The sequence below is a fragment of the Gordonia aurantiaca genome (assembly GCF_039939235.1).
Lineage (GTDB): Bacteria > Actinomycetota > Actinomycetes > Mycobacteriales > Mycobacteriaceae > Gordonia.
The window spans coordinates 135,691-160,317 of record NZ_JBDUUF010000003.1 but is presented as its reverse complement, the minus strand read 5'-3'; the positions used below and the strand labels follow the sequence as shown (position 1 = coordinate 160,317).

Below are 24,627 nucleotides of genomic sequence, written 5' to 3'. Positions count from 1 at the left end.
GGTCGTCATCGCGGCCCGGAGGCATGCAGGCAGGGTCGGTAGAACCATGTCCACGCGCGTCGATGCCTACATCTGGGCGATCCGGTTGACCAAGACCCGGTCGGCGGCGGGTGCGGCCTGCCGCGGCGGTCACGTGCGCGTCAACGGCGCCACCGCCAAACCGGCGCAGCCGATCGTGCCGGGTGACGAGATCCGGGTCTGGGTGAACGGTCGCGAACGCATCGTCGAGGTCGTCAAGACCATCAGCAAGCGGGTGTCGGCCCCGGCGGCCGCCGAATGCTACATCGACAAGTCGCCGCCTCCGCCGCCCAAGGAGATCATCGCGAGCCAGCCGCGCCGCGACCGCGGCGCCGGTCGCCCGACGAAACGGGAACGGCGACAACTCGATCGGCTCCGCAGCACCGGCGGTTTCCTCCTCTCGACGGTCGCCGCGGTCGTGCTGCTGCTGACCGGATGCTCGTCCGACGACACCTCCTCGGATCCGAACCGGCCGGACACCCCGGAAGCCCCCGCCCAGGCGGGCACGGGCCCGTTCTTCGGCCGGTGCGGCGGCGTCACCCTCGAGGACGTCGTCCGCGTCACCGGGTTCGCCGGCCTCACCGAGACGGTCAACAACACCTCGGTCTGCGAATGGGACACCACCGGTTCGCGAACCGGTGCGGTCGCCTCGTTCAACTGGTACCGTGGCTCGCCGATCGGCCGGGAAGAGGCCAACGTGAAACTCTCCCGCGACGTCACCAACAAGCTGGAGATCAACGGCCACAAGGGATTCATCGGCTGGACGGAGTCCGGGCAGATCTGTGAGGTCGGCATCGACTTCGGCGCCGACTTCTTCGAGTGGTCGATCCGCGGCGACGCCGGCAACCCACGCCCGATCCAGCAGATCTGCGACGCCGCGCGTGAGCTGGCCACGATGTCGATCGAGCGTGCGTCGTGAGGCGGGCACCGGCACTCCTGACGGCGATCGTCGTCGGCCTGGTCGTGCTCGCCGGATGCGCCCGCACCGTCGACGGTGAGGCGCTGCCCGTCGGCGGCGCCGCGCAGTCCGGCACCAGCGACATCGACACCGACCAGTTCGACCGGCTCCTGCTCGAATGCGAAGTGCTGCCCGACGAGACGATCGCCCGGGTGGTCGCCGGCGGGGGATTCGCCGAACCGTCGTTCTCCGGGGCGATCTGCCGCTGGCTGGTCGCCGGCGCCACCGACGTCGTCAGCGTGACCTTCAACTGGTTCGAGTGGGGCAGCGTCAACGTCGAGAAGGAGACGGCCAAGAAACTCGGGTTCACCACCGAGAACATCAAGGTCGCCAGCCAGTCCGCGTTCACCCAGCGCAGCCCCGACCGGCCCGGTGTCTGCGGCGTGACCGCACGGGCCCCGAGCCGCGGGATCTTCACCTGGTTCGTCGAGCCGCGGTCGACCCCGCCCGGCGACCCGTGCGAGGCCCCGATCAAGCTCATGGAGTTGCTGCTGCGCGGCGGGCAGTGAGCGATCGGTAGAAAAAATCGGCGCTATGACCCCACTGCTTCTACGCCATGTGGGGGCTACGCCTCGACGAGCGGTAGCGGACCCACCGAGACCGTCGCCGCCACCACGTCGTCGGGCATGAGCAGCCACACGTCGAGCCGCTCGCCCTCGCGGACACGGCGCAGCATGAGCCTGGTCCCGGGGACGATCGGGCGCAGGTACTCGATGACCACGCGGTGGGGCATGTCGACGAGATCGGGGTGATCGACCAGTTCGTCCTCGATCGCCTCTAGATAGGCGGCGTTGTTGAGGTGCTTGAAGGGGTCGAAGTCGGTGCTCCGCAGTACGTGCTCGCGGTCGGGGAGTTCGATGTCCTCGGGCGCCGGCGCCTTCTCCGGGTTCATCGGCTTCCAGCGCAGGCGATGCTCGTCGGTCATCGACGACAGCATCTCGAACGCCGCGTCGGACAGCCGTGACGGCATGCCCTGATCGTTGACGTTGATCCAGAACGCCTCGGTCTCGATCAGGCCGTCGGGGCGCGGGTCGGGATTGAACCGGTTCGTCTCGTGCTCGGCGGTCAACCGCACCCTCATGTTGGTCCAGCGCGTCGACAGCGCGCCGCACCACCGCTGGGCGGTCACCGTCGCCGGCCAGGAGATGGGGCGGACGACGTCGATGACGGTCCGCCGGACGATCCAGAAGGGATCGGTCGCGTGGAAGTCGGTCGCCTCGATGTTGTCGTTGGCCACATCCTGCAGGTAGCGGGCCACGGCGTCGAGTCGGACCCGCATCTCCTGGTCCACATCGCCGGTGCGGACCCGGTACCTCCCCTCGAAACAGCGTGCACCATCTTTCCGATCCGGAAGTGAGGTGCCTCTCATGCCTACAGTAACCTGGCTCACTCGAACCCCTTCACTGGGTCGCAGGTATCTTTGCGGATAAGATACAGTCAACGCCGAAACTAGAACACGTTCTACGTGTTGGATGACGAGGAAACAGCAGATGGCGCATGTGATTACCCGCCCATGTTGCAACGATGCGAGTTGCGTGAGCGTGTGTCCGGTGAACTGCATCCACCCCACGCCCGACGAGCCCGAGTTCCTCACGGCGGAGGCCCTCTACATCGACCCGGAGACGTGTATCGACTGCGGCGCCTGTATCGACGAATGCCCGGTCGAGGCGATCGTGCCCGACGATCAACTCACCGAGAAGGACGAGCCGTACCTGCAGATCAACGCCGACTACTACAAGGACCACGACGTCGAGGGCGGCCTGGTCCCGCCCCGTAAGGCCCCGCAGCTGCCGGACAAGGAACTGCATGTCGCCATCGTCGGCGCCGGCCCCGCCGCCTTCTACGCGGCCGAGGAGCTGGTACGCAAGCCCACCATCAAGGTCGACATGTTCGACCGCCTGCCCACCCCCTACGGCCTGGTCCGTGCGGGCGTCGCGCCGGACCACGCCGCCACCAAGGGGGTCGAGCGGACCTTCGCGTCGGTCGCCGCGAAGAAGAACTTCCAGTACTTCCTGAACGTCGAGGTGGGCAAGCACATCAGCCACGACGAGCTGTGCGCGCGCTACCACGCGGTCATCTACGCGGTCGGCGCCGCGACCGACAAGCGCCTCGGCATCGAGGGTGAGGACCTGCGCAACTCGGTGGCCGCCACCCAGTTCGTCGCCTGGTACAACGGCCACCCCGACTTCGTCGACCTGGACGTCGACCTGTCCGGCGAGCGCGCGGTGGTCGTGGGCAACGGCAACGTCGCCCTCGACGTGGCCCGCATCCTGGTGACCGATCCCGAGGAGCTCGCGAAGACCGACATCGCCGACCACGCGCTGGCCAAGCTGCGCGAATCGAACATCAAGGAAGTGGTGTTGCTGGGTCGTCGCGGCATCGCGCAGGCCGCCTACACCAACAGCGAGTTCCTTGCGCTGGGTGATGTCGAGGGGGTCGACGTGGTCATCGATCCGGAGGAGCTGGTCCTCGATCCGGCGTCGGAGGCCGCGCTCGCCGACGACACGCTCGACTCGACCATCGCCACCAAGATCCGTCTGGCCCGCGAGTTCTCCGAGCGTCCCCAGACGCCGGGCAACAAGCGGATCGTGTTCCGGTTCCTGGTGTCCCCGGTAGAAATTGCGGGTGACGGCGAAGTGACTAGGCTGACCTGCGTGCGGAACGCCTACGCAGACGGGTCCGGCCGAGTCGCCGTGACCCCCACCGACGAACGTTTCGACATCGACACCGGGCTGGTCCTGCGGGCCATCGGTTACCGCGGTGTCCCGGTCACCGACCTGCCCTTCGACGAGGGGCGCGGCGTCGTCCCGAACGAGGGCGGGCGCGTGCAGGCGACCGCGGGTGGAGACGTGATGCCGGGACTCTATGTGGCCGGCTGGATCAAGCGCGGCGCGAGCGGGGGTATCGGCATGAACCGGGTCTGCGGACAGGAGACCGCGCGGGCGGTGATCGACGACTTCATCGCCGAGTCGCTCACGGACCCGACGTCCTCGCGTGACGACGTCGCGGCGCTCGTCGCCGACCGCGGCGCACACCGCATCGATCTGGCCGGCTGGAAGGCCATCGACGCCGCGGAGAAGGCGGCCGGCAAGGCCGCAGGCCGCGTGCGCGCCAAGTTCGTCAGCATTCCCGAGTTCGAGGCGGCCGCCACCGCCGGGGCGAAGTAACCGTGCGGATCGCGCTGCTGTCCTACCGCAGCAAGCCACACTGCGGTGGGCAGGGGGTATACGTCCGTCATCTGTCCCGCGAACTCGCACTTCTGGGCCACCAGGTCGAGATCTTCTCCGGGCAGCCGTACCCGGAACTCGACCAGGCCGCGATCGACGCCGGTGTCACCGTCACCAAGGTGCCCAGCCTCGGGCTCTACGACGAGCCGGATCCGTTCCGCACGCCCAAGCTGAACGAGTATCGCGACTGGATCGACTTCATCGAGGTCGCCCAGATGTGGACCGCGAGTTTCGGTGAGCCGCTGACCTTCAGCCTGCGGGTCGCACGTCTGCTCAAGGAACGTCGCGACGACTTCGACATCGTCCACGACAATCAGTGCCTCGGCTACGGCCTGCTGCAGATCCAGAAGGCGGGTTTCCCGCTCATCGCGACCATCCACCACCCGATCACCCGCGACCGCACGCTCGCGGTCAAGGCGGCGAAGGGCTGGCGCAAGATCACCGCGTGGCGCTGGCACTCGTTCCTGCGGATGCAGGGGCGGGTCTCGCGGCGGATCCCGGAGCTGCTCACCGTGTCCCGCAGCAGCGAGATCGACATCCGCAAGGCCTTCGACATCCCGTCGGGTCGGATCACCACGATCCCGCTCGGCGTCGACACCGAGGTCTTCCGGCCCGGCGCCGAGCGCGTGCCCGGGCGCATCGTATGTGTCGCGAGTGCGGACGCCCCGCTGAAGGGTGTGTCGTACCTGTTGGAGGCGGTCGCGAAGCTCGCCGCCGAACGCGACGACGTCCATCTGGTACTGGTGTCCAAGTTGGACCCGAATGGCCCTTCTGCCAAGATGATCGAGGATCTCGCGATATCCGACCGCGTGACGCTCGTCTCGGGGTTGGAGGATTCGGAGATCGCCGATCTGCTCGCCTCTGCGGAGGTCGCCTGTGTCCCGTCGCTGTACGAGGGCTTCTCGTTGCCGGCGGTCGAGGCGATGAGCTGTGGGACGCCGCTCGTCGCCACCCGCGCGGGCGCGATCCCCGAGGTCGTCGGCACCGACGAGCAGGCCGCATTGCTGGTGCCGCCGCGTGATTCGGGCCGGCTCGCCCAGGCGATCGGGCGACTCCTCGACGACGCGGAGTTGCGGAGCAGTCTCGGCACGGGAGGCCGTCGCCGGGCGGAGGAGAACTACAGCTGGGCAGCGGTGGCCGCCAAGACGGCGGCTCACTACGAAACCGTGCTGGCCGGTCACCGGTAAGCCACAGAAGGGACATCGAGTGCTGACAGTTGATTTCGACCGGCTGAGAGTGGGACCCGGCACCAAGGCGATCGACATCGGGGCGGGCCAGGGACGCCACTCCTTCGAGATGTTCCGTCGCGGAGCCGACGTCATCGCCTTCGACATGTCCGAGAAGGACATGGCCGATGTCGCCGAGATGTTCGACGCGATGACGGCCGAGGGGCAGGTTCCCGCGTCGGCAAAGGCGCGCGCCGAGGTCGGTGACGCCCTTCGTCTGCCGTACGCGGACAACAGCTTCGACGTGGTGCTCATGTCCGAGATCCTCGAGCACATCCCCGCCGACGAGGGTGCGATCAGCGAGATGGTCCGCGTCCTCAAGCCGGGCGGTGTCGCCGCGGTGACCGTGCCCAGGTACTGGCCGGAGAAGGTCTGCTGGATGCTGTCGGACGAGTACCACGAGGTCGAGGGCGGGCATGTCCGCATCTACAAGGCGTCCGAGCTGGCCGACAAGCTGCGCCGTGCCGGCCTCGAGGTGACCGGCACCGATCACGAGCACGCCCTGCACGCACCGTATTGGTGGCTGAAGTGCGCCGTCGGCGTGGAGAACGACGACAACCCGCTGGTGAAGGCCTATCACAAGCTGTTGGTCTGGGACATGATGAGCAAGCCGTGGGCCACCACGACCGCCGAGCGGCTGCTCAACCCGGTCATCGGCAAGTCCGTCGCCCTGTACCTGCGCAAGCCCGAGACCGCAGCGTCTTCATGACGGCGATCCCGGAGATCCCGGGAGTTGTCACCGCCGATCAGATCCGCGCCACGGGTGCGGCGATCGTCGGCATGCAGGAGGAGTCCGGGGCACTGCCCTGGTTCCCCGGCGGGCAGACCGATCCCTGGGACCACATCGAATCCGCGATGGCGTTGTCGGTCACCGGCTTTCACGCCGAGGCCGAGGCCGCATATGAATGGTCGCGCCGTGCGCAGCGGCACGACGGCTCCTGGCCGATCCGCACCGTGTGCGGCAAGGTCGAGGACGCCGGCACGGACTCGAACTTCTGCGCGTACATCGCCGTCGGCGTCTGGCATCACTACCTGATCACCGGGGATGACGGGTTCCTGCAACGGATGTGGCCGGTCGTATGGTCGGCGATCGACTGCGTCCTGCGATTCCAACGGCCCGACGGCGCCTTCCGCTGGGGTGGCGACCACCGCACGGGAGCGATGTTCGGAGAGGCGCTGATCACCGGCAACTCCAGCATCTTCCAGGCGTTGGACTGCGCGATCCGGATCGCGGCCGAGATGGACCAGCCCGACGACGACTGGATCGCTGCGCACGCCCGACTCGGTGACGCGATCCGCGCCGACGTCGTGCGCGAGGAGTGGGAGATCTTCACCCCGCCGTCCGAGCACTCGATGGACTGGTACTACCCGATCCTCGGCGGCGCGGTGCGCGGCCGGGTGGGGCAGGAGCTCATCGCCCGCCGCTGGGAGGAATTCGTGGTGCCCGGCAAGGGGGTTCGCTGCGTCGACCACCGGCCGTGGGTCACCGGCGCCGAAACCTGCGAACTGGCACTGGCTCTCGACGCCCTCGGCGACACCGCCGACGCGATCGAACTCATCGCGTCGATCCAGCACCTGCGGGACCCCGACGGATCGTATTGGACGGGACTGGTTTTCGCCGACGGAAAGCGCTGGCCGGTGGAGAAGAGCTGCTGGACCTCGGCTGCGGTCGTGCTAGCCGCCGACGCGGTCAGCCGCACCAGCGTCGCCAATGGGATCTTCCGCGACGTGCGCCAGAGCCTGGTCGTGACGCCGCGGGAAGAGGAGCCCGCGACGGTTCTCTGAGGTCCCTGTCGTCGCCCGCGGTTCGACGTCGGCAACCGGGGGCGCCGCCGACTCGGTCCACGGCACAGCCCGGTGGCGACGCGCTTGCGAGGCGGGCGATGCCACCGCACTCGCCCGGGCTCTTCTCTCTGTGGCGCGCATCACCTAGACTGGTGTCCAGTCAACCGTCTGATGTGTTCGACGGACGGCCCGCAACGCCGCCAGGGAGGCCTCATGGATTTCGGAATCGTCCAGTTCACCAGCGATCGCGGGCTCAAGCCCCATGTGCTGGCACCGCTGATCGAGAAGGCCGGATTCGCGTCGTACTACGTTCCCGAGCACGGTCACATCCCGACCAAGCGCGAGGCGGCCCATCCGCGTACCGGCGATGAGACCCTGCCCGACGAGCGGTACATGCGCACCCTCGATCCGTGGACGTCGCTGGCGTCGGCGGCCGCGGTCACCGAGCGCATCCGCCTGGCCACCGCCGTCGCACTCCCGGTCCAGTCCGACCCGATCACCCTCGCCAAGGCCATCGCCACGCTCGACCACATCTCCGACGGCCGCGTCACGCTCGGCGTCGGATTCGGCTGGAACCTCGACGAGCTGGCCGACCACAACGTGCCGCCGAAGCGCCGTCGGACGATGCTCCGTGAGTACCTCGAGGCCATGAACGCCCTTTGGACGCAGGAGGAGGCCGAGTACGACGGCGAGTTCGTGCGCTTCGGCCCGAGCTGGGCATGGCCGAAGTCGACGCAGTCGCACATCCCGGTGCAGGTCGGCGCGGCCGGTAACGAGAAGAACTTCAAGTGGATCGCCCGCAGCGCCGACGGTTGGATCACCACGCCGGGCGAGGAGGACATCGAGGGATCGGTCGCGCTGCTCAAGCAGATCTGGTCCGACGCCGGCCGCGAGGGCGACCCACAGGTCGTCGTGCTCGACTTCAAGCCGGTCCCGGAGAAGCTGGAGAAGTGGCGCGAGATCGGCGTGACCACGGTGCTGTACGGGCTGCCGGACGACTCGGTCGAACGTGCGAGCGGTTACCTGGCGAAGCTCGCCGGGAAGCTGGAACTGGCGCCTGCAGCGGTGTAGCCGGACTGTCGGACGGCTTGTCGGGCGCAGGTGAGCGGTCGGCCGGTGGAGTTCGTCGGGGCCGGCCCCTGCCGTGGGCGGACGGCCTGTCGACTCGGCCGGCCGCGCAGGGTCGGTGCGCATGTCCTGCTGTCGAGTGTTCGAGATCGTGCGGCCACCGCACATGTGCCGCTGCCGTGGTGGCTGAGGGGTACCGCCATCCTTCTGCTGGATGGGGTCAGCGCCCGAGCGGGTACGTGGTGGTCAAGTCGGGTGTCGACATGCGCGCGAACCGGAGCAGTTGGAGAGGTGTCGAAACCGGTTGCCGCAGCGTTTATTTCAGCGCTGATGGCACCGATCGTCTTCCGGGCCGGGACTCCCTCTGTCCGAGGTGATGTGGGTGGACGTCGGTCCGAGTACATGAACCTGGTTGCAGGACGGCTGATCCAAGGCTCCTTACCGCTTGCGGATCAAAGCTGCGCAGTGTCTCGTGTCCTTCGCCCGCCCCGCGGAGAGGCGTGCACGGATCCAAACTGCGAGGTGTGTGCGTTGCGGTAGGAGATGCAGCACGTCGACACCGACCGGGCCGCGGGTGATGCACCGACACCGACAACCCCTGATCCAGGCGTGCACGCGGCATCGCATGGTCGGTGACCGGCCCGGCCGGTACGCGACCACGTATGATCCGCGTCGGAATCGATGTCGGTGGGTGTCACCGGTTGTCGCCCACGTCGCCCCTCGGCGCGAATGGGCGCCCTCGCGGCGATACGACTCATGCTCCGGGATCTGCCCGCAGGCCCGGGATCACGTACCGTTCGAAGTGCCGTCGAACCTGCGCGGCGTCGTCGATGTCGAGGGTCTCGCCCGGTGACGTGCCGAAGCTGATGAGCACGCGTGCGAGCCACTCGGCGACCTCGTGGAGGTCGTGGTCGGGATGGATCTCGCCACGTTGTGCAGCGGCCTCGACGTACGGGTACCAGAACGTGGCGAGGTCTGGGACGAGCTTCACCACGCCCACGCCGGCGCACTCGGCGAACTCTGTCGGCTCCTCGGTGCGCAACCGCATGAGCAGGGTGCCCGGATCGTCGTACGCGCCCCGGCCGATCCGCACACCAGCGGTGAGCTGTCCGACGAAGCTGTCGACGGCGTCGAGTTCGGCGCGGGCCTCGCGCCAGAAGGACTCGGTGAGCCGGACGATCGTCGCGCCGATCATCGACGGCTTGTCCGGGTAGTGCCGATAGAGCCACGCCCGCGACACCCCGGCCGACTCGGCGACCTGCTGCATCGTCGTCGCACGGATGCCCTTCTCCGCCAGCAGCTTCTCGGTGGCGTCGAGGAGGCGTTCCTGCACCGACGTGGTGGTTGCCTCGGTCACGGTTCCCCCTGGTGTCTGTCGCGGTGTCCGGTGGTCACCGGCACGCGTCGCCCGTGTGGGACGGGTGACTCACAGGCCGAAGACTAACAAGGCCGTAGACAGTTCGCGGAATCTGTATACCGCGGCGGCGGGGATCGTGTAGACAGAAATCAGATTGTGTCTACACCCGATCTCGTCCTAGGGGGCAGCGTGCCTTTACCAACCACCGCGATCATCGGCGCCGGGATCAGCGGCCTGACGGCGGGCAAGATGCTCACCGACTACGGGGTGCCCTATACCTGCTTCGAGAGTTCCGACCGGATCGGCGGCAACTGGGCCTTCGGCAACCCGAACGGTCACAGTAGTGCGTATCGGTCCCTGCACATCGACACCTCCAAGCATCAGCTGTCCTTCCGAGACTTCCCGATGCCGGAGGAGTACCCCGACTTTCCGCACCACACCCAGATCAAGGCCTACCTCGACGATTATGCCGAGGCGTTCGACCTGCTGTCGCGGATCGAGTTCACCAATGGGGTGGAACATGCCCGACGCCTCGACGGCGGCGGCTGGGAGCTGGAGACCCAGCGCGGTGAACGACGTCGCTTCGACCTGCTCATCGTCGCCAACGGTCACCACTGGGATCCCCGGTACCCGAACTTTCCCGGCGAGTTCGACGGGGTCGAGATGCATGCGCATCACTACATCGACCCACGCACGCCACATGACTTCAGCGGCAAGCGGATTCTCGTGGTGGGGCTGGGCAACAGCGCCGCCGACATCGCCGTCGAACTGTCGTCGAAGGCACTCGACAACAAGTTGACCCTGTCCACGCGGTCGAGCGCGTGGATCGTGCCGAAGTACTTCGCGGGCAAGCCCGCCGACAAGTACTACCACACCTCGCCGCACATTCCGGTCAAGTGGCAGCGGAAGTTCATGCAGCTGATGCAGCCGATGACCGCGGGACACCCGGAGGACTACGGCCTGCCGAAGCCGAATCACAAGTTCTTCGAGGCGCATCCGACGCAGTCGGTGGAACTGCCGTTGCGCCTCGGGTCCGGGGACATCGTCGCGAAACCCAACATCAGTCGGCTCGACGGCTCGACCGTGCACTTCGAGGACGGCACTGCCGACGACTTCGACATCATCATCTACGCAACGGGTTACAACATCACCTTCCCGTTCTTCGATCCCGAGTTCATCAGCGCCCCCGACAACCGCATCGACCTGTACAAGCGCATGTTCTACCCGGGCATCGACGACCTGGTGTTCGCCGGTTTCGCGCAGGCGGTGCCGACGCTGTTCCCGTTCGTGGAATGCCAGGCGCGGGTGATCGGCGCCTATGCCACCGGGAACTACCGGCCGCCCTCGGTCCCGGAGATGCGGGAGACGATCAAGGCCGACACCGAGTTCTACACCGGGCACATGGTGCCGACCGCACGGCACACCCAGCAACTCGACCACTACCTGTACGAACACAACATCCGCACCAAGGAACTGCCCGAAGGGCGCAGGCGTGCTCAGGAACTCGGCCCGGTGAAGTGGGCGGGTGTCGCCGACACCGTCTCGGCCGGTGCCGCTGCGGGAACGGAGGCCTCGGCATGATCACACCGACCGGTGCGCAGACCGTGCGCTTCCCGTCATCGGGTGTCGACTGCGACGCCTGGTTCTTCCAGGGGTCCTCGACGTCGCGGTTCGAGGTCGACGGAAAGCGTCCCGTCGTCGTCATGGCACACGGCTTCGCGGGGACGAAGGATTCGGGCCTCGCGCCTTTCGCTCTCCGTCTCGCCGACGCCGGGCTCGCGGTGTTCGCCTTCGACTACCGGGGCTTCGGTCTGTCGGACGGTGAACCGCGGCAACAGATCTCGCTGACGAGACAGGCCGAGGACTACCGGGCGGCGATCGTGGCGGCCAAGCGGCAGCCCGGGGTCGATCCCAATCGGGTGATCCTCTGGGGTGTCTCGCAGTCGGGTGGGCATGCGCTCACCGTGGCCGCGGACCGTGCCGACGTCGCCGCGGTGATCGCGGTGGTTCCGCTCGTCAGCGGACTCGCGGCCGGAAAGGCGGCCTTCCAGCAGGTCGGCGGCGCGTCGATCGCACGATCGACGGCCACGGCCCTGGCGAGCTCGGTGTCCAAGAGACTCGGCCGGGCGCCGAAGATGATGCGTGTCGTCGGCAAGCCCGGTGACCAGAATGCGGCACTGACGTCCCCGGGATTCCTGGAGAGCTACCTGGCGATCGCCGGACCATCGTGGCGCAACGAGGTCGACGCTTCGGTCGGGTTGGAGATCGGCGCATTCCGCGCCGACAAACACCTCGACCGGATCAACGCGCCCGTGCTCGTGCAGATCGCCGACTTCGATTCGGCCGCACCGCCGCACGCTGCCGCCAAGGCGGCGTTCAAGGCGCGCGCCGAGGTCCGCCACTATCCGTGCGACCACTTCGGGGTCTTTGCGGGCAGCGACTTCTTCGAGCCGTGCGTCGACCACGAGATCATGTTCCTCACACGGCATCTCGCGAAGCATTTGGCGGAGGCGCGGTGAAACGCGCGGTCGTCGTCGGCGGGGCGTCGGGGATCGGGTTGGCCACGGTCGATGCCCTCACCGCCGAGGACGTCGAGGTCGTCGTCGCCGATGTCGATGGCGACAGCGCCGAGAAAGTGGCCGCCGGGCGCGGTGACACCGTGAGCGCCCTGCGCCTCGACGTCACCGACGAGGCCTCCGTCGCCGCGGGCTTCGACGCGGTGGGGGAGTTCGACACCGTGGTGAACTGTGCCGGTCTCTCCGATCCGGGCGCGCTCACCGAACTCGAGCTCGGCGCCTGGCAGCACACCGTCGACGTGTGCCTGACCGGGACGTTCCTGGTCATCAAGCATGCGGGACAACGGATCGCCGACGGCGGGTCGATCACCTGCATCGCCTCGCTCAACGGCCGTCAGCCGGGCGCCGGGATGGGTGCCTACTGCGCGTCGAAGGCCGGCGTCCTGATGCTCGTCGAGGTCGCGGCACTCGAGCTCGCCGCGCGTGGCGTGCGGGTCAACGCCGTCTCGCCGGGACTGGTGTCGACGCCGCTGACCGAGGGCATCGGCCTGATCCCCGGCCTCACCGACGAGTACATCGAGAACACCCCGCTCGGCCGCAGCGGTGATCCGGCGGAGATCGCCGACATCGTGGTGTTCCTCGCCTCGGAGAAGGCGAGCTGGATCACCGGCGCCGCCTTCGACGTCAATGGCGGCGCGCATCTCAAGCGCTACCCCGACGTGCTGGGAAGGGTTCGAGCGCTCATGGGGCAGGGCTGATGCCGGTCCTCGGGTGGCTCGCCGGTGCCGGCGTGCCGAGGGACCGGCACGCCCGTCCCACTAGCGCTTGAGTGGTGCCCCTACTTCGCCGGAGTCGCGTCGTAGGACCCGCAGCGAGCCCTCGGCGCGCACCTCGGTGAATTGCCCGGAGTCCATTGCCTGGCAATAGATCTCGTAGGGCGGTCGGCCACCGTCGGCGGGGTCCGGGAAGACGTCGTGGATCAGTAGCGCGCCACCGATGCGCACCCACGGGGCCCAGCCGTCGAGGTCGTTCTGGGCGGCCTCCATACTGTGGCCGCCGTCGATGAACACGAAGTCGGCGGGCTTGCCCCAGACGCGGGCGGCGACGGTCGACGGGGCGAGCAACCCGACCACCGTGTGTTCCAGTCCGGCGTCGAACATGGTGCGGCGGAAGCGCGCCGAGGTGTCGAGCTTGCCGGAGTACGGGTCGACGAGGGATTCGTCGTGATACTCCCAGCCCGGCTGGTGTTCCTCGGAGCCGCGGTGATGGTCGACGGTTACGATCACCGCGCCGTGCGCCTCGGCGGCCGAACCCAGGAAGACCGTGGACTTACCGCAATAGGTGCCGATCTCGACCCCTACCTTCGTCGAATCCGGTTGGGACAGATACTCTGCGGCGATCTCGAAGAGCGTCTGCGCCTCGTCGAGCGGCATGAATCCGGGCGCCTCCTCGGCGACCCTGAGACGTTCGGGCGAGGGTGCATTCGGCACTGCGTTGGGCGTCGGCGACGCGGACTGTGACATAGGGCAGATCCTATCGGGTGTGTGAGAGGCGCCGCGTAGGGTGAGCGATATGAAAGCTCAGGTACTCACTGCAGAGACAGGCCCGTCCGGACTCGAGTTGCAAGACGTTCCCGATCCCACGCCGGCCGACGGCCAGGTGGTCGTCGACGTCAAGTCCTGCGGTGTCTGCTTCCCGGACCTCCTGATGAGCCAGGGCAAGTACCAGCTCCGCATCCCGGTGCCGTTCACCCCCGGCACCGAGGTCGCGGGGGTGGTGCGCTCGGCCCCCGAGGGTTCGTCGGTGAGGGTGGGGGACAAGGTTCTCGTCGCCTCGATCGTCGGCGGCTTCGCCGAGCAGGTCGCCGCTTCGCCGGAGCAGCTGCTTCCGCTGCCGGCGGGACTCTCCTTCGAGCAGGGCTCGGCGATGGGCATCAACTACCAGACCGCGCTCTTCGCGCTGAAGACCCGCGCGCACACCCAGCCCGGCGAGGTGGTCGGCGTGCTCGGCGCCGCCGGCGGTGTGGGCACCGCGACGATCATGGTCGCCAAGGCGATGGGCGCGAAGGTCATCGCCATCGTGCATCGCAAGGGTGCCGAGGAGCTGCTGCGCAGCGCCGGCGCCGACGAGATCGTCCAGCTCGAGGAGGGCTGGGGTGCCGAACTGAAGAAGATCGCCCCGAAGGGCGTCGACGTCATGATCGACCCGTCCGGCGGCGAGGTGTTCGACGAGGCGCTGCGCCAGGTCGCCCCCGACGGCCGGTACGTGGTGGTCGGCTTCGCGGCCGGCGGCATCCCGACCGTCAAGCTCAACCGGGTGCTGTTCCGCAACATCGCCGTCGTCGGCGCGGCGTGGGGCGAGTACGTCCGCACCCATCCGGAGCTGAACCTCCCGGCCAAGCTGCACGAGGAGCTCACCCAGATGATCGCCGACGGGATGACCCCACAGGTCAACAAGACCTACACACTCGAGCAGCTGCCCGAGGCGTTGACCGACCTGGCCGAAGGGCGGATTCTGGGTAAGGCGGTCGTGAAGATCGGCGATCGAGGGGATCGGTAGGCCCCGGCCGGCGACGACCGCACGACGACGCCCATCTGCGAAGGGAACCGCCATGTGTCGCAACATCACCGAACTCCGCGGACTGGAACCCCCGGCCACCGGGGAGGAGATCGAGGCGGCCGCCCGGCAGTACGTGCGCAAGGTGAGCGGCATCCGACAGCCCTCGCCGGCCAACGTCGAGGCCTTCGAGGCCGCGGTCGTCGCCGTCACCGACGCCACGCGCACCCTGCTCGACGCCCTGCCCGAGCGTCGTCAGCCACCCAAGACGGTCCCGCCGCTCCGCCGCCCCGAGGTGCGGGCGCGGATCGCCGCGCGGGGGTAGAAACCAGATGAAGCGGTTCGTGTAGCCGGGCGACACGAACCGCTGGACCAGTGGCAGGTCGTCGGAGCGAGCCGGCAGATGGCTCTCGCTCGGCGACCCATTGCCGACAGATCCGTGCCACATCCAACCCGACAACCCGGACAATTCCCAGGTCAGCCGGATTAGACCCAGCGGGGAGCGAAAAATTGGGACCCGAGGACTCGCCGCGGATAGCCTCGGAGTGGTGTCCAACCACCGATCCCACCGAGCTCAACGAGCCGTTCCGCGTGCGATCCGTCTGTTCGCACTCGCGCTGACGGCAGCACTCGTCGGCGTCCTGGCGGTTCTCGGCCTGCCGGCCCCGAGCGCCCAGGCGGCACCACAGGACAGCTGCGCACCCGCGGGTCTGGCGTCGGCATCGGCGGCGCCGGTGAACCTCGCTGCCGCCGAGCAGGGCGGGGAGGACAGGTACACCACCCCCACCACGGCGCCGGTCGAGTCGATCGACGTCGGCGCGCTCGAACTGCTGGTGCCGGGCAAGCTCTCCGTCGGCACCCTGTCCGACGCCGGCCCGAGCATCTGTGTGAACAGCAAGGGCGTGTTCACCGGCTTCGACAACGAGCTGCTCAAGGCCGTCGCCGAGAAACTCGGCCTGCAGATCGAGTTCAACGGCACCGAGTTCGCCGGTCTGCTCTCGCAGGTCGCCAACGGCCGGTTCGACGTCGGGTCGTCGTCGATCACCACCACCGACGATCGTCGCAAGACCGTCGACTTCACCAACGGTTACGACTTCGGCTACTTCTCGCTGGTGGCCCCGGAGGGCGGCCCCATCAAGTCGTTCGGCGATCTCTCGGCGGCGACCCGCATCGCCGTCGTGCAGGGCACGGTCCAGGACGACTACGTGGTCAACACGCTGGGACTCGACCCGGTCAAGTTTCCCGACTACGCGACCGCCTACGCGAACCTCAAGAGTGGTCAGGTCGACGCGTGGGTCGCCCCGTCGCAGCAGGCGGAGGGCGCCGTCCGCGACGGCGACGGCACCGCGATCGTCGAGAACACCTTCAGCGTGAACAACTTCGTCGCCTGGGCGGTGGGCAAGAACAAGCCGAACCTCGTGGCGGCGCTCAATTCCGGTCTCGACGCCATCATCGCCGACGGCACGTACGCGAAGCTGTACGAGGACTGGGTGCCCCGTGAGCTCCCCGAGGGCTGGAAGCCGGGCAGCAAGGCCGCGCCGGCACCGGATCTGCAGGACATCGCCGCGGTCGCCGCGGCGAACGCCGAGAAGAACGTCCCCGGCGAGGCCACCAAGCCGAAGAGCACTCTGCAGCAGCTCGGCGACACCTTCTTCAACTGGGAGCTCTACAAGAAGTCCTTCCCCGAACTGATCAAGACCGGCCTGGCGAACACCCTCATCCTGTCGGTCGTGTCCGGCGTCCTGGGCACCATTCTCGGCATGATCCTCGCGATCTGCGGCATCTCGCGATCCCGCTGGCTGCGCTGGCCCGCACGCGTGTACACCGACATCTTCCGCGGACTCCCGGCCGTGGTCGTCATCCTCATCGTCGGTCTCGGCGTGGGTCCGGTGGTCAAGGGCATCACCGGCAACAACCCGTACTGGCTCGGTGCGGTCGCGCTGGCACTCCTCGCCGCCGCCTATATCGGCGAGATCTTCCGCTCGGGCATCCAGAGCGTCGACGACGGCCAGCTCGAGGCATCGCGCGCGATCGGGTTCAGCTACCGGCAGTCGATGCGACTGGTGGTCGTGCCCCAGGGCGTGCGTCGCGTGCTGCCCGCTCTGATGAACCAGTTCATCAGCCTCATCAAGGACAGTTCGCTGGTCTACTTCCTCGGTCTCCTGGCCAGTCAGCGAGAACTGTTCGCGGTGGGACGAGACCTCAACGCGCAGACCGGAAACCTGTCGCCGCTGGTCGCGGCGGGCATCATGTACCTGATCCTGACGATCCCGCTGACGCACCTGGTCAATCACATCGACCGTCGCCTGCGGACCGGACGGCCCGCCGACGTCCAGGACGATCCGCTGCCCGTCACCGCCGTCGAGAAGGGATAGGCACATGTCTGCCACCACCACACGAAAAGCCGTGTCGCTGACCGGCACCGGGCTGCACCTGTCCTTCGGCAGGCACCACGTGCTGCGTGGCGTCGACATCGAGGTCGGCGCCGGCACCACGACCACCGTCATCGGGCCGTCGGGCTCGGGCAAGTCGACGCTGTTACGTGTGCTCAACCGACTCTACGAACCCGATTCCGGCGACATCCTGCTCGACGGCCGGTCGGTGCTCGGGGACAACCCCGACGAACTGCGCCGCCGGATCGGGATGGTGTTCCAGCACTTCAACCTGTTCCCGCACAAGACCGTGGTGGAGAACGTCGCCCTCGGACCGCGAAAGCTCAAGGGACTCAGCAAGGACGAGGCCCGCGAGGTCGCGTTGCGGCAGCTCGAGATCGTCGGCCTCACCGCCAAGGCGGACGTCCGGCCCGCGCGGCTGTCGGGTGGTCAGCAGCAGCGCGTGGCCATCGCCCGTGCCCTCGCCATGGCGCCGGAGGTCATGTTCTTCGACGAGGCGACCTCGGCTCTCGACCCGGAGCTGGTCAAGGGTGTGCTCGCCCTCATGGCCGATCTCGCGAAGGAGGGGATGACCATGGTGGTCGTCACCCACGAGATGGGGTTCGCACGCAACGTCAGCGACAACGTGCTGTTCATGGACCACGGCGCGGTTGTGGAAACCGGTGCGCCCGACCAGATCTTCGACGACGCGAAGTCGGATCGGCTGCGGACCTTCCTGTCTCAGGTCCTCTGACGGGCCGCGGGGCTCACATCCACTTCACGAGCTCGTCGGACCGTTCCGGATGGCTGCTCCGGAAGCGCTCGACGACGTCGCTGATGTGCTCGTGCATCAGCGTCTGTGCCTTGCGGGGCCGGCCGGCGATGATCGCCTTGGCGATGTCGCCGTGGACATGGCTCATCGCGTCGTCCTCGGGGATCGTGTCGCGGCCGGCCTCGAGGACGTGCTCGACGACGATGTGGTCGACGGCCTGGGTCAGGAGCGTGATCACCCGGTTGCCGCTGAGTTCGGCGATGACGGCGTGAAAGTTGTTGAGGTCGCTGAAGATCTCGCTTGCCTCGTGCTCGTCGACGTCGTAGTCGAGAAACCGGGCGAAAGCGGCCTCTTTCAGCTTGCGATCCTCGAGACGGGCCACCTTCGCCGACAGTTGCGGCTCGAGGATCAGCCAGGTGTCGAAGACCTCGTCGTAGGTCGCACCGGCGAGGTGGAAGTACAGCGTTGCGGTGCGCGCCAGGTAGGACGCGTTGAGCGAGCTGACGAACGGCCCACCGCCCGGACCTCGTTTGAGCGTGATCAGTCCCTGGACCTCCAGGATGCGCAGGGCCTCACGCAGGGTTTCGCGACTGACCGAATAGTTCGCGAGCATGTCACTCTCGGCCGGAAGCCGATCGCCGGGACGCAGACCCAATGAGACGATGTCCGAGACGATCGCCGCAGCCGTGGTCTCGGAGGCCTTCGGCGCACGCGTCGGCTCGCCAGACCTCACCGAAGAGCGCATCGCTCCGGGGTTGTAGATGATCGGGAGGCCTGTGCGGGCCAGTTCGCGTGTCATCCTCGGCCTTTTCTCGCTCGGTGTCTTCTCTGTACCGCCGGACGCCCGGTCACGGGGACGGGTACCGCCGGACGCCCGGTCACGGGGACGGTTGCACTGTACGTGGTGAACGAGGCCGTCCTGTGGCATTTCGTACGGGTGAACGAAAACCCCGAGTCCGGTCCGCGCGATCAGTAGGGCGACGACCCGCCGTCGACGTTGAGGGTGGTGCCGGTGATCGCGCCGGCGTGCTCGCCCAGCAGGCTCAGCGCGGCGTGGGCGACCTCATCAAGGGTCGCATGCCGGCCGGTTCTTGTCAGATCCTTGTAGTTCTGTTGGGGATTCGCATAACGCCCGGTGTTGGCCTTGCCCGCCGACGACGACTGGGTGCGGACCCGCGTCGGGATCTCCACGTACCCGGGGCACAGTGTGTTGCAGGTGATGCCGAGTTCGCCGCAGTCGAACGCGATCGACTTGGCGAGTCCGATCAGCGCGTGCTTGGCGGTCACGTAGGGGCCGATGCCCGGCAGGGTGGGCAGCTTTCCCTCGAGCGACGACACCATGAGGATGCGTCCCCACCCGCCCTCGACCATCTGCGGGAGCACCGCGTGGGTCATGGTGACCGCGGTCATCACGTTCAGCTCGAAGCCGCGGCGGAAGGCGCCGGGGTCGAGCTTGTCGATGCGTCCGTACTCGCCGGTGCCGCCGCCGACGTTGTTCACCAGGATCTCGATCGGTCCGAGGGCGTCGCGCACATGGGCAGCGACCCGCTCCGATTCGCCGTCGGCGAGGGCGTCGGATTCGACGAACACCAGGCGGTCGCCGGCCGACGCCTCGTCGACGAGCTCCCGGCCCTTCTCGGCGCGCCGTCCGGTGACGGCCACGCGAGCGCCGGATTCCAGCAGTGCCAACGCGATTGCCTTTCCGATTCCATCTGTTCCCCCGGTTACGAGAGCGACACGTCCGTCGCGCATCACTGGTCCCCTTTCGGTCGGTGCTGTCGAGCGAAGGCTATCCCAGTGAGCATAAACCTACTGAGGAATATTTGAGACAAGCGATAATTCCTCAGTAGGAACTATTGACACGTGTGACGCAGGTCATGTTGAATCCCTCACATCGAGTGACGTGCACCACTTCGACACCCCCAGATCCGAACCCCCAGATCCGAACCCCGAGATCCGAACCCCCAGAGGAGAAGCCGTGGAGTATGTAGTCCCGTTCGAGGACCGGAAGCGCTGTGAGAACGCGCTGGTCGGCGGAAAGGGCGCCAACCTGGCCGAGCTCGTGGCCGCAGGTTTCGACGTTCCGGCCGGATTCGTCGTCTCGACCGAGGCCTATCGGGTCGCCCTCGAGGAGGCCGGTGCCACCGTGCGCATCAAGTCGCTCGTCGACGGCATCGACCACGACAACATCGCGCAGCTCGACCAGGTGACCACCGAGATCCGGCAGATCGTCGAATCGGTCGAGATCCCGGCCGCGATCCGTGACGAGGTGGCCCGTGCATACGCGGCACTCGGCGACAACGTGCGGGTGGCCGTCCGGTCGTCGGGCACCGCCGAGGACACCGCCGATGCGAGCTTCGCCGGCCTGCACGACACACTGCTCGAGATCGTGGGCGTCGACGACGTGCTCAAGGCGGTGCGGGACTGCTGGGCGTCGATGTGGACCGCCCGGGCCGTCTCCTACCGCAACAGCAACGGCTTCGACCACGCGACCGCCAGCATCGCGGTCGTCGTCCAGACGATGGTGTCGTCGGAGCTGTCGGGCGTCATGTTCACCGCGAACCCGCTGAACGCGCGCACCGACGAGATGGTCATCAACGCCGGCTACGGCCTGGGTGAGGCCATCGTGTCGGGCATCGTCACCCCCGACGAGTACGTGGTCTCCGGCAACGATCTCTCGTTGCGCCGCACGCACATCGGCGACAAGGCCCTCACGATCACGGTGCGGGAGTCGGGGAGTGGCACCGAGACCAAGGACACGCCGGAGGCCGACCGCAGCCGCCGTGCGCTGACCGACGAGCAGGTCGCCGAGCTCGCCGCCCTCGGACGTGAGGTCCAGCGTCACTACGACGGCCTGCCGCAGGACATCGAATGGGGCTACGCCGACGGGAAGTTCTACCTGCTGCAGGCGCGTCCGATCACCGGCGTGGACTTCACCTGGGACGAATGCGTCGACGACTGGCAGCTGGCACCCGAGGACGAGAACACCCTGTGGACGTTCAAGTACTCCGAGCAGTACTGGACCGGCGGCATCACCCCGCTGTTCTACTCGATCCGCGCCCGCGAGTCCCATGAGGGGATCATGCGGATGACCGAGCTCGCCGGCTTCCGCGACCTCATCAACCTGCGGACCTACAAGTACAAGTACGGCACCGCCTACTACAGCCTGGACTGGGACGAGCCGTTCCAGCGCTACGCCCTGCCGCGTTCGGTCCGTGCCGGTGGCGCGTTCAACGTCCCCGAGGACATGCTCACCAAGACGCTGAGCGAACCGCTCGACGTCAAGCGGTGGTTCCGGATGATCTGCGCGATCAACTCCTCGCCGACGTCGGCCTTCTACAACTGGAAGAAGAACGCGCGGCACTTCATCTTCACCCCGGAGGAGATCGACAAGGCCAACGGACTGCCCGATGCCGAGCTGCGCAAGCTGTCCGACGACGCGCTGCATCGTTACGAGCGCAACCTGCAGGAGCAGGCGATCCGGTTCATGGATTCGCTGTGGGTCGGTACGCATGTGCAGAACCTGATGATCTTCGGCGCCTTCGGCCAGATGGTCGCCAAGTACTACAAGGGCACCAACGCGCTGATCGGCCAGGAGCTGATGAGCGGCCTGCCCACCAATCTGCAGAGCCAGGAGACCCACGAGTTCTTCCGTCTCTCGGAACTGATCCGCAACTCGGCCGAGCTGCGCCGCATCTTCGACGAGAACCCGGGGGCGCAGTTCTTCAGGGCCCTCGAGGATTCGGCGGAGGGCCGGGATTTCCTGGAGCAGTACAACGCCTTCCTGGCCGAGCACGGGCACCGTGGTCACGCCGACCGTGACATCTACTTCGCCCGGCGCGCAGACGATCCGAACATCGACTACGAGGCGTTCCGCATGTACCTGCAGGTCGAGAACCCGACGACCCCGGCCGAGCAGGAGCAGCGGGTCATCGCCAAGCGCGAGGCGGCGTTCAACGAGGTCATGGAGTACATCGGCCGGTCGCGGTTCGGCAAGATCGCGCAGCAGGTGTTCAAGTTCCTCTACGACGAGGTCATCGACTTCCTCGTCCTGCGTGAGGACTGGCGCCATTACATCGACCGCATCACCTACGCCAAGCGCAAGGCGTTCCTGGAGGTCGGTCGGCGGGCCGTCGAGCGGGGCCTGCTCGACGACGTCGAGGACGCGTTCTTCCTCAGCGAGAACGAGCTGTTCTCGGTCCTGGCCGGTGGTCAGCCGGAGAAGTTGGTGCGCGCCAAGATCTCCGGTCGTCGCAAGGCCTTCGACAAGATGAACAGCCGCATGTTCACCCCGCCGATGCTGTTGCGCGGCAACGATCCGGTCGTCGAGGACACCACCGACAGCGAGGGTGGCAACCATTTCGTGGGCATCGGCACCTCGGGCGGTGTGATCGAGGGTGTCGCCCGCGTGATGCCGAGCATGTCGCAGATCGCCGAGCTGCAGCCGGGCGAGATCCTGGTGTGCAACGCAACCGATCCGGGCTGGGCCCCGGTGTTCTCGATCATCGGCGGCCTCATCATCGAGACCGGCGGCATGCTCGCGCACGGCTCGTGCCTGTCGCGTGAGCACGGCATCCCGGCCGTCCAGCTGGTCGGCGGCATGCGGCTCATCCCGAACGGCGCGCGGGTCCGCATCAACGGCACCACCGGTCAGGTCGACATCCTGACCGACGAGCCCGCGGCCGAGTCCGTCGAGGTCGGCGCGAACGCCTGACGCGGATCATCGTCCCGCCCGGCCGACCCGCACGCCGGCCGGGCGGGACGATCCGCCTCATCGAAGAACCAACGCTTGCAAAGAGATAGGAGACGCACCCGACATGGGTAACGTCACGTTGTTGACGGCCGAGGCCGACCGGGTCCACGACCGCTCGCACGAGCCGACCGGCGAGGAGAGCTTCCAGGAGAGCTGGTACCTCACCTTCTACGACCCGCACAGCGGGATCGGCGGCAACTACCACCTCGGCCTCCAGACCCCGAGGGGAAGGGCCGATGTGTGGAATTGGACGGTCGTCGACAACAAGGTCGGCGGACACTTCGAGTCGCTGACCCTCCCGTTGCCCGATGCCGACCTGTCCGACCTCTCCCTCGGTGGACTGGACATCACCACCGTGGAGCCGTTGCGCTCCTACGACGTGACCGCGACCTATCCCGACAGCGACCTCACCGCCACGGTCCGGTACGAGGCATTCACCGATCCGTTCGCCTTCGGCCTCGACGGCAACGGCGTCCAGATCGGTTCGAGCCACTACGAATCCTTCGGTCGGGTCACCGGCACGCTGACCACGGGCGGCGACAAGACGGACTTCACCGCCTGGGCATTCCAGGATCACTCGTGGGGTCCGCGCAGCTGGTCGAGCCTGCGCTCGCACCGCTGGATCTGCGCGACCTTCGGCGACGACCTGTTCATGTCGGTGGCCGGGTTCGTCACCGACACCGGCAGCCGGGTCTCGGGCTACGTGTACGACGACGGATTCCGCGCCGTCGATCGCGTCTCGTTCGGGATGTCGGTAGACGACGACGGATACAGCCCGACCGGCTGCGACGCCCGGATCTGGACCGCCGACGGTCGCGGCTACCACGTGCATGGCCGCGCCGTGGTCGCCGACGTCAACAGTCACGACGAGGGCTTCTTCGCCGGCGACGGTCTGACCGTCTTCGAGATGGGCGGGCGTCTCGGCACCGGTCTGCTCGAGGTCGCCGAACTCAAGACGCTGACGCCTGCGATGGAGGCGGCACTGGGTCGGGGAGCGGCGCAGTGACCGCGCCGAAGGTGCTTCTCGACGGCGTGGCCAACTTCCGCTCGTTGGGCGGACTCCCGACGACCGACGGGCGCAAGGTGCGCGAGGGCGTCCTCTACCGGAGCGAGTCCCTGGCCGGGCTCACCGACCTCGGACGGAAACAGTTGGCGGAGCTGCACATCGGTTCGATCTGCGACCTGCGCAGTCCGGGTGAGCAGCAGCGCGATCCGATCGAGTGGCCGGAAGGGACCAACCCCCACCAGATCCCGGTCGCCAAGCTCCCGGATGCGCGGGTCGCCGGCGTCGAACTGATCCGACGCGTCATGGCCGACACCTCCGGCGAGTACATCGAGGAGGTGCTGCTCGGCAACGCCAGGGAGATGCCAAGGGCGTTCGGCGAGAGCATGCGCGGCGTCTTCGAGAGCCTCGAGGACCCGGAACGGCTCCCACTGCTCGTGGCCTGTGTGGCCGGTAAGGATCGCACCGGATTCGTCACGGCGCTGATCCTGGCAACCCTCGACGTCGAGTGGGAGGCGATCGTCGCCGACTACCTGCTGTCCAAGAAGTACTTCACCGCCGACCGCCTCTACCGTTCCATGGTGGTCTGGCTCGACGAACTCCCGGATCCGATCATCACGCCGGAGAAGCTCCACGAGAACTCCGCGCGACGCGAGTACCTCGAGGCGTCGTTCGACGCGATCCGCGAGGAATACGGGAGCTTCGAGGACTATCTGGCCGGGCCCTGCGGCATGGACCCCGCGCGACGCGAGCGTCTCAAGGATCTGCTGCTGGAGTGACCCGGCCCCATGGGTGCGCCGACGGCGTCCATGTGATCGCGACCCGGGTGTGAGTGCGCGGGCCGCCCGCTCCGGCTTGCGGCGGGTGCGGAGCGGCTCGCGGCTCGCACTCCCTCGTCGCCAGGCGTGCGAGGAGTGCGCCGACGAGCGGCGAGGGGCCGGCGTCCCGGTGTGCCCGCAAAATCACCGGCGCGGAGCGCCCTTCGAAATCAGTCGGATGAATTCTGGGCTCAGGTC

22 protein-coding genes are annotated in these 24,627 nt (G+C 67.5%); 17 read left to right on the top strand and 5 right to left on the bottom strand.

All coding sequences use genetic code 11. The features are described from left to right. The first annotated feature begins 46 nt into the window (after positions 1-46). Together ABFT43_RS08185 and ABFT43_RS08180 are read left to right on the top strand one after the other, a co-directional pair. Positions 47-937: a DUF3558 family protein gene (locus ABFT43_RS08185; protein ID WP_347959881.1), complete on the top strand. Its 891-nt coding sequence runs from the start codon at positions 47-49 to the stop codon at positions 935-937. Continuing rightward, complete coding sequence (locus ABFT43_RS08180; RefSeq protein ID WP_347959880.1) at positions 934-1,485, top strand: DUF3558 domain-containing protein; 552 nt, start codon at positions 934-936, stop codon at positions 1,483-1,485. Before ABFT43_RS08185 ends, ABFT43_RS08180 begins: the two co-directional genes overlap by 4 nt. Positions 1,486-1,541: 56 nt before the next feature. Here the strand turns inward: ABFT43_RS08180 and ABFT43_RS08175 are convergent, their stop codons facing one another. Further along, positions 1,542-2,366 carry an acyl-[acyl-carrier-protein] thioesterase gene (locus ABFT43_RS08175; RefSeq protein WP_347959879.1) on the bottom strand — a complete coding sequence of 275 codons (825 nt, stop codon included), beginning with the start codon at positions 2,364-2,366 and terminating at the stop codon, positions 1,542-1,544. A gap of 100 nt (positions 2,367-2,466) precedes the next feature. On the opposite strand from ABFT43_RS08175, the gene ABFT43_RS08170 reads away from it, so the two are divergent. The 5 genes from ABFT43_RS08170 to ABFT43_RS08150 all read left to right on the top strand — a co-directional run bounded on the left by ABFT43_RS08170 (position 2,467) and on the right by ABFT43_RS08150 (position 8,285). Then, on the top strand, positions 2,467-4,143 hold the full coding sequence (locus ABFT43_RS08170; RefSeq protein WP_347959878.1) for an FAD-dependent oxidoreductase: 1,677 nt from the start codon (positions 2,467-2,469) through the stop codon (positions 4,141-4,143). A gap of 2 nt (positions 4,144-4,145) precedes the next feature. Next, on the top strand, positions 4,146-5,390 hold the full coding sequence (locus ABFT43_RS08165; protein WP_347959877.1) for a glycosyltransferase family 4 protein: 1,245 nt from the start codon (positions 4,146-4,148) through the stop codon (positions 5,388-5,390). Positions 5,391-5,409: 19 nt separating this feature from the next. Beyond that, positions 5,410-6,138, top strand: coding sequence for a class I SAM-dependent methyltransferase (locus tag ABFT43_RS08160; RefSeq protein ID WP_347959876.1), 729 nt, complete (start codon positions 5,410-5,412; stop codon positions 6,136-6,138). Continuing rightward, complete coding sequence (locus tag ABFT43_RS08155) at positions 6,135-7,214, top strand: prenyltransferase/squalene oxidase repeat-containing protein (RefSeq protein WP_347959875.1); 1,080 nt, start codon at positions 6,135-6,137, stop codon at positions 7,212-7,214. The genes ABFT43_RS08160 and ABFT43_RS08155 overlap by 4 nt, the downstream gene beginning before the upstream one ends. 213 nt (positions 7,215-7,427) lie before the next feature. Continuing rightward, a complete protein-coding gene (locus tag ABFT43_RS08150) occupies positions 7,428-8,285 on the top strand; it encodes an LLM class F420-dependent oxidoreductase (RefSeq protein ID WP_347959874.1) in 858 nt (285 codons plus the stop codon). Between the two features lie 751 nt (positions 8,286-9,036). On the opposite strand, the gene ABFT43_RS08145 is transcribed toward ABFT43_RS08150, so the two are convergent. Then, positions 9,037-9,639, bottom strand: coding sequence for a TetR/AcrR family transcriptional regulator (locus ABFT43_RS08145; RefSeq protein WP_347959873.1), 603 nt, complete (start codon positions 9,637-9,639; stop codon positions 9,037-9,039). A 189-nt stretch (positions 9,640-9,828) separates the two neighbouring features. Between ABFT43_RS08145 and ABFT43_RS08140 the strand changes: the two genes are divergently transcribed. The 3 genes from ABFT43_RS08140 to ABFT43_RS08130 are packed head-to-tail and all read left to right on the top strand — an operon-like array spanning position 9,829 to position 12,913. Continuing rightward, the gene (locus ABFT43_RS08140; protein WP_347959872.1) at positions 9,829-11,220 is read left to right on the top strand and encodes a flavin-containing monooxygenase; all 1,392 of its coding nucleotides are present in this window, start codon (positions 9,829-9,831) and stop codon (positions 11,218-11,220) included. Next, positions 11,217-12,158: an alpha/beta hydrolase gene (locus tag ABFT43_RS08135; protein ID WP_347959871.1), complete on the top strand. Its 942-nt coding sequence runs from the start codon at positions 11,217-11,219 to the stop codon at positions 12,156-12,158. Before ABFT43_RS08140 ends, ABFT43_RS08135 begins: the two co-directional genes overlap by 4 nt. Beyond that, positions 12,155-12,913 (top strand): SDR family NAD(P)-dependent oxidoreductase, encoded by a 759-nt coding sequence (locus tag ABFT43_RS08130; protein WP_347959870.1) that lies wholly within the window; start codon positions 12,155-12,157, stop codon positions 12,911-12,913. The genes ABFT43_RS08135 and ABFT43_RS08130 overlap by 4 nt, the downstream gene beginning before the upstream one ends. A gap of 60 nt (positions 12,914-12,973) precedes the next feature. Here the strand turns inward: ABFT43_RS08130 and ABFT43_RS08125 are convergent, their stop codons facing one another. Beyond that, the gene (locus tag ABFT43_RS08125) at positions 12,974-13,678 is read right to left on the bottom strand and encodes a class I SAM-dependent methyltransferase (protein WP_347959869.1); all 705 of its coding nucleotides are present in this window, start codon (positions 13,676-13,678) and stop codon (positions 12,974-12,976) included. A gap of 49 nt (positions 13,679-13,727) precedes the next feature. On the opposite strand from ABFT43_RS08125, the gene ABFT43_RS08120 reads away from it, so the two are divergent. The 4 genes from ABFT43_RS08120 (at position 13,728) to ABFT43_RS08105 (ending at position 17,837) form a co-directional block, all read left to right on the top strand. Continuing rightward, positions 13,728-14,714 (top strand): NADPH:quinone oxidoreductase family protein, encoded by a 987-nt coding sequence (locus tag ABFT43_RS08120; RefSeq protein ID WP_347959868.1) that lies wholly within the window; start codon positions 13,728-13,730, stop codon positions 14,712-14,714. A gap of 52 nt (positions 14,715-14,766) precedes the next feature. Further along, on the top strand, positions 14,767-15,036 hold the full coding sequence (locus ABFT43_RS08115; RefSeq protein WP_347959867.1) for a DUF2277 domain-containing protein: 270 nt from the start codon (positions 14,767-14,769) through the stop codon (positions 15,034-15,036). A 223-nt stretch (positions 15,037-15,259) separates the two neighbouring features. Beyond that, complete coding sequence (locus tag ABFT43_RS08110; RefSeq protein ID WP_347959866.1) at positions 15,260-17,086, top strand: ABC transporter substrate-binding protein/permease; 1,827 nt, start codon at positions 15,260-15,262, stop codon at positions 17,084-17,086. Between the two features lie 4 nt (positions 17,087-17,090). Then, the gene (locus ABFT43_RS08105; RefSeq protein ID WP_347959865.1) at positions 17,091-17,837 is read left to right on the top strand and encodes an amino acid ABC transporter ATP-binding protein; all 747 of its coding nucleotides are present in this window, start codon (positions 17,091-17,093) and stop codon (positions 17,835-17,837) included. A 13-nt stretch (positions 17,838-17,850) separates the two neighbouring features. Here ABFT43_RS08105 and ABFT43_RS08100 read toward each other — a convergent pair whose 3' ends face one another. Together ABFT43_RS08100 and ABFT43_RS08095 are read right to left on the bottom strand one after the other, a co-directional pair. Continuing rightward, positions 17,851-18,654: a FadR/GntR family transcriptional regulator gene (locus ABFT43_RS08100; protein ID WP_347959864.1), complete on the bottom strand. Its 804-nt coding sequence runs from the start codon at positions 18,652-18,654 to the stop codon at positions 17,851-17,853. Positions 18,655-18,824: 170 nt separating this feature from the next. After that, a complete protein-coding gene (locus tag ABFT43_RS08095; RefSeq protein WP_347959863.1) occupies positions 18,825-19,607 on the bottom strand; it encodes an SDR family NAD(P)-dependent oxidoreductase in 783 nt (260 codons plus the stop codon). A 226-nt stretch (positions 19,608-19,833) separates the two neighbouring features. On the opposite strand from ABFT43_RS08095, the gene ABFT43_RS08090 reads away from it, so the two are divergent. From ABFT43_RS08090 to ABFT43_RS08080, 3 genes are all read left to right on the top strand, one after another. Further along, the gene (locus ABFT43_RS08090; protein ID WP_347959862.1) at positions 19,834-22,569 is read left to right on the top strand and encodes a PEP/pyruvate-binding domain-containing protein; all 2,736 of its coding nucleotides are present in this window, start codon (positions 19,834-19,836) and stop codon (positions 22,567-22,569) included. A gap of 103 nt (positions 22,570-22,672) precedes the next feature. Beyond that, on the top strand, positions 22,673-23,614 hold the full coding sequence (locus ABFT43_RS08085) for a DUF7065 domain-containing protein (RefSeq protein WP_347959861.1): 942 nt from the start codon (positions 22,673-22,675) through the stop codon (positions 23,612-23,614). Further along, positions 23,611-24,390 carry a tyrosine-protein phosphatase gene (locus tag ABFT43_RS08080; protein ID WP_347959860.1) on the top strand — a complete coding sequence of 260 codons (780 nt, stop codon included), beginning with the start codon at positions 23,611-23,613 and terminating at the stop codon, positions 24,388-24,390. Before ABFT43_RS08085 ends, ABFT43_RS08080 begins: the two co-directional genes overlap by 4 nt. Positions 24,391-24,627 lie beyond the last annotated feature (237 nt).

What these genes read in the sequence shown, in the direction of transcription:
- ABFT43_RS08185 (WP_347959881.1), top strand. Translation starts at nt 47, where the DNA reads ATGTCCACGCGCGTCGATGCCTACATCTGGGCGATCCGGTTGACCAAG.
- ABFT43_RS08170 (WP_347959878.1), top strand. Translation starts at nt 2,467, where the DNA reads ATGGCGCATGTGATTACCCGCCCATGTTGCAACGATGCGAGTTGCGTG.
- ABFT43_RS08155 (WP_347959875.1), top strand. Translation starts at nt 6,135, where the DNA reads ATGACGGCGATCCCGGAGATCCCGGGAGTTGTCACCGCCGATCAGATC.
- ABFT43_RS08150 (WP_347959874.1), top strand. Translation starts at nt 7,428, where the DNA reads ATGGATTTCGGAATCGTCCAGTTCACCAGCGATCGCGGGCTCAAGCCC.
- ABFT43_RS08135 (WP_347959871.1), top strand. Translation starts at nt 11,217, where the DNA reads ATGATCACACCGACCGGTGCGCAGACCGTGCGCTTCCCGTCATCGGGT.
- ABFT43_RS08125 (WP_347959869.1), bottom strand. Translation starts at nt 13,678, where the DNA reads ATGTCACAGTCCGCGTCGCCGACGCCCAACGCAGTGCCGAATGCACCC.
- ABFT43_RS08120 (WP_347959868.1), top strand. Translation starts at nt 13,728, where the DNA reads ATGAAAGCTCAGGTACTCACTGCAGAGACAGGCCCGTCCGGACTCGAG.
- ABFT43_RS08115 (WP_347959867.1), top strand. Translation starts at nt 14,767, where the DNA reads ATGTGTCGCAACATCACCGAACTCCGCGGACTGGAACCCCCGGCCACC.
- ABFT43_RS08105 (WP_347959865.1), top strand. Translation starts at nt 17,091, where the DNA reads ATGTCTGCCACCACCACACGAAAAGCCGTGTCGCTGACCGGCACCGGG.
- ABFT43_RS08100 (WP_347959864.1), bottom strand. Translation starts at nt 18,654, where the DNA reads ATGACACGCGAACTGGCCCGCACAGGCCTCCCGATCATCTACAACCCC.
- ABFT43_RS08095 (WP_347959863.1), bottom strand. Translation starts at nt 19,607, where the DNA reads ATGCGCGACGGACGTGTCGCTCTCGTAACCGGGGGAACAGATGGAATC.
- ABFT43_RS08085 (WP_347959861.1), top strand. Translation starts at nt 22,673, where the DNA reads ATGGGTAACGTCACGTTGTTGACGGCCGAGGCCGACCGGGTCCACGAC.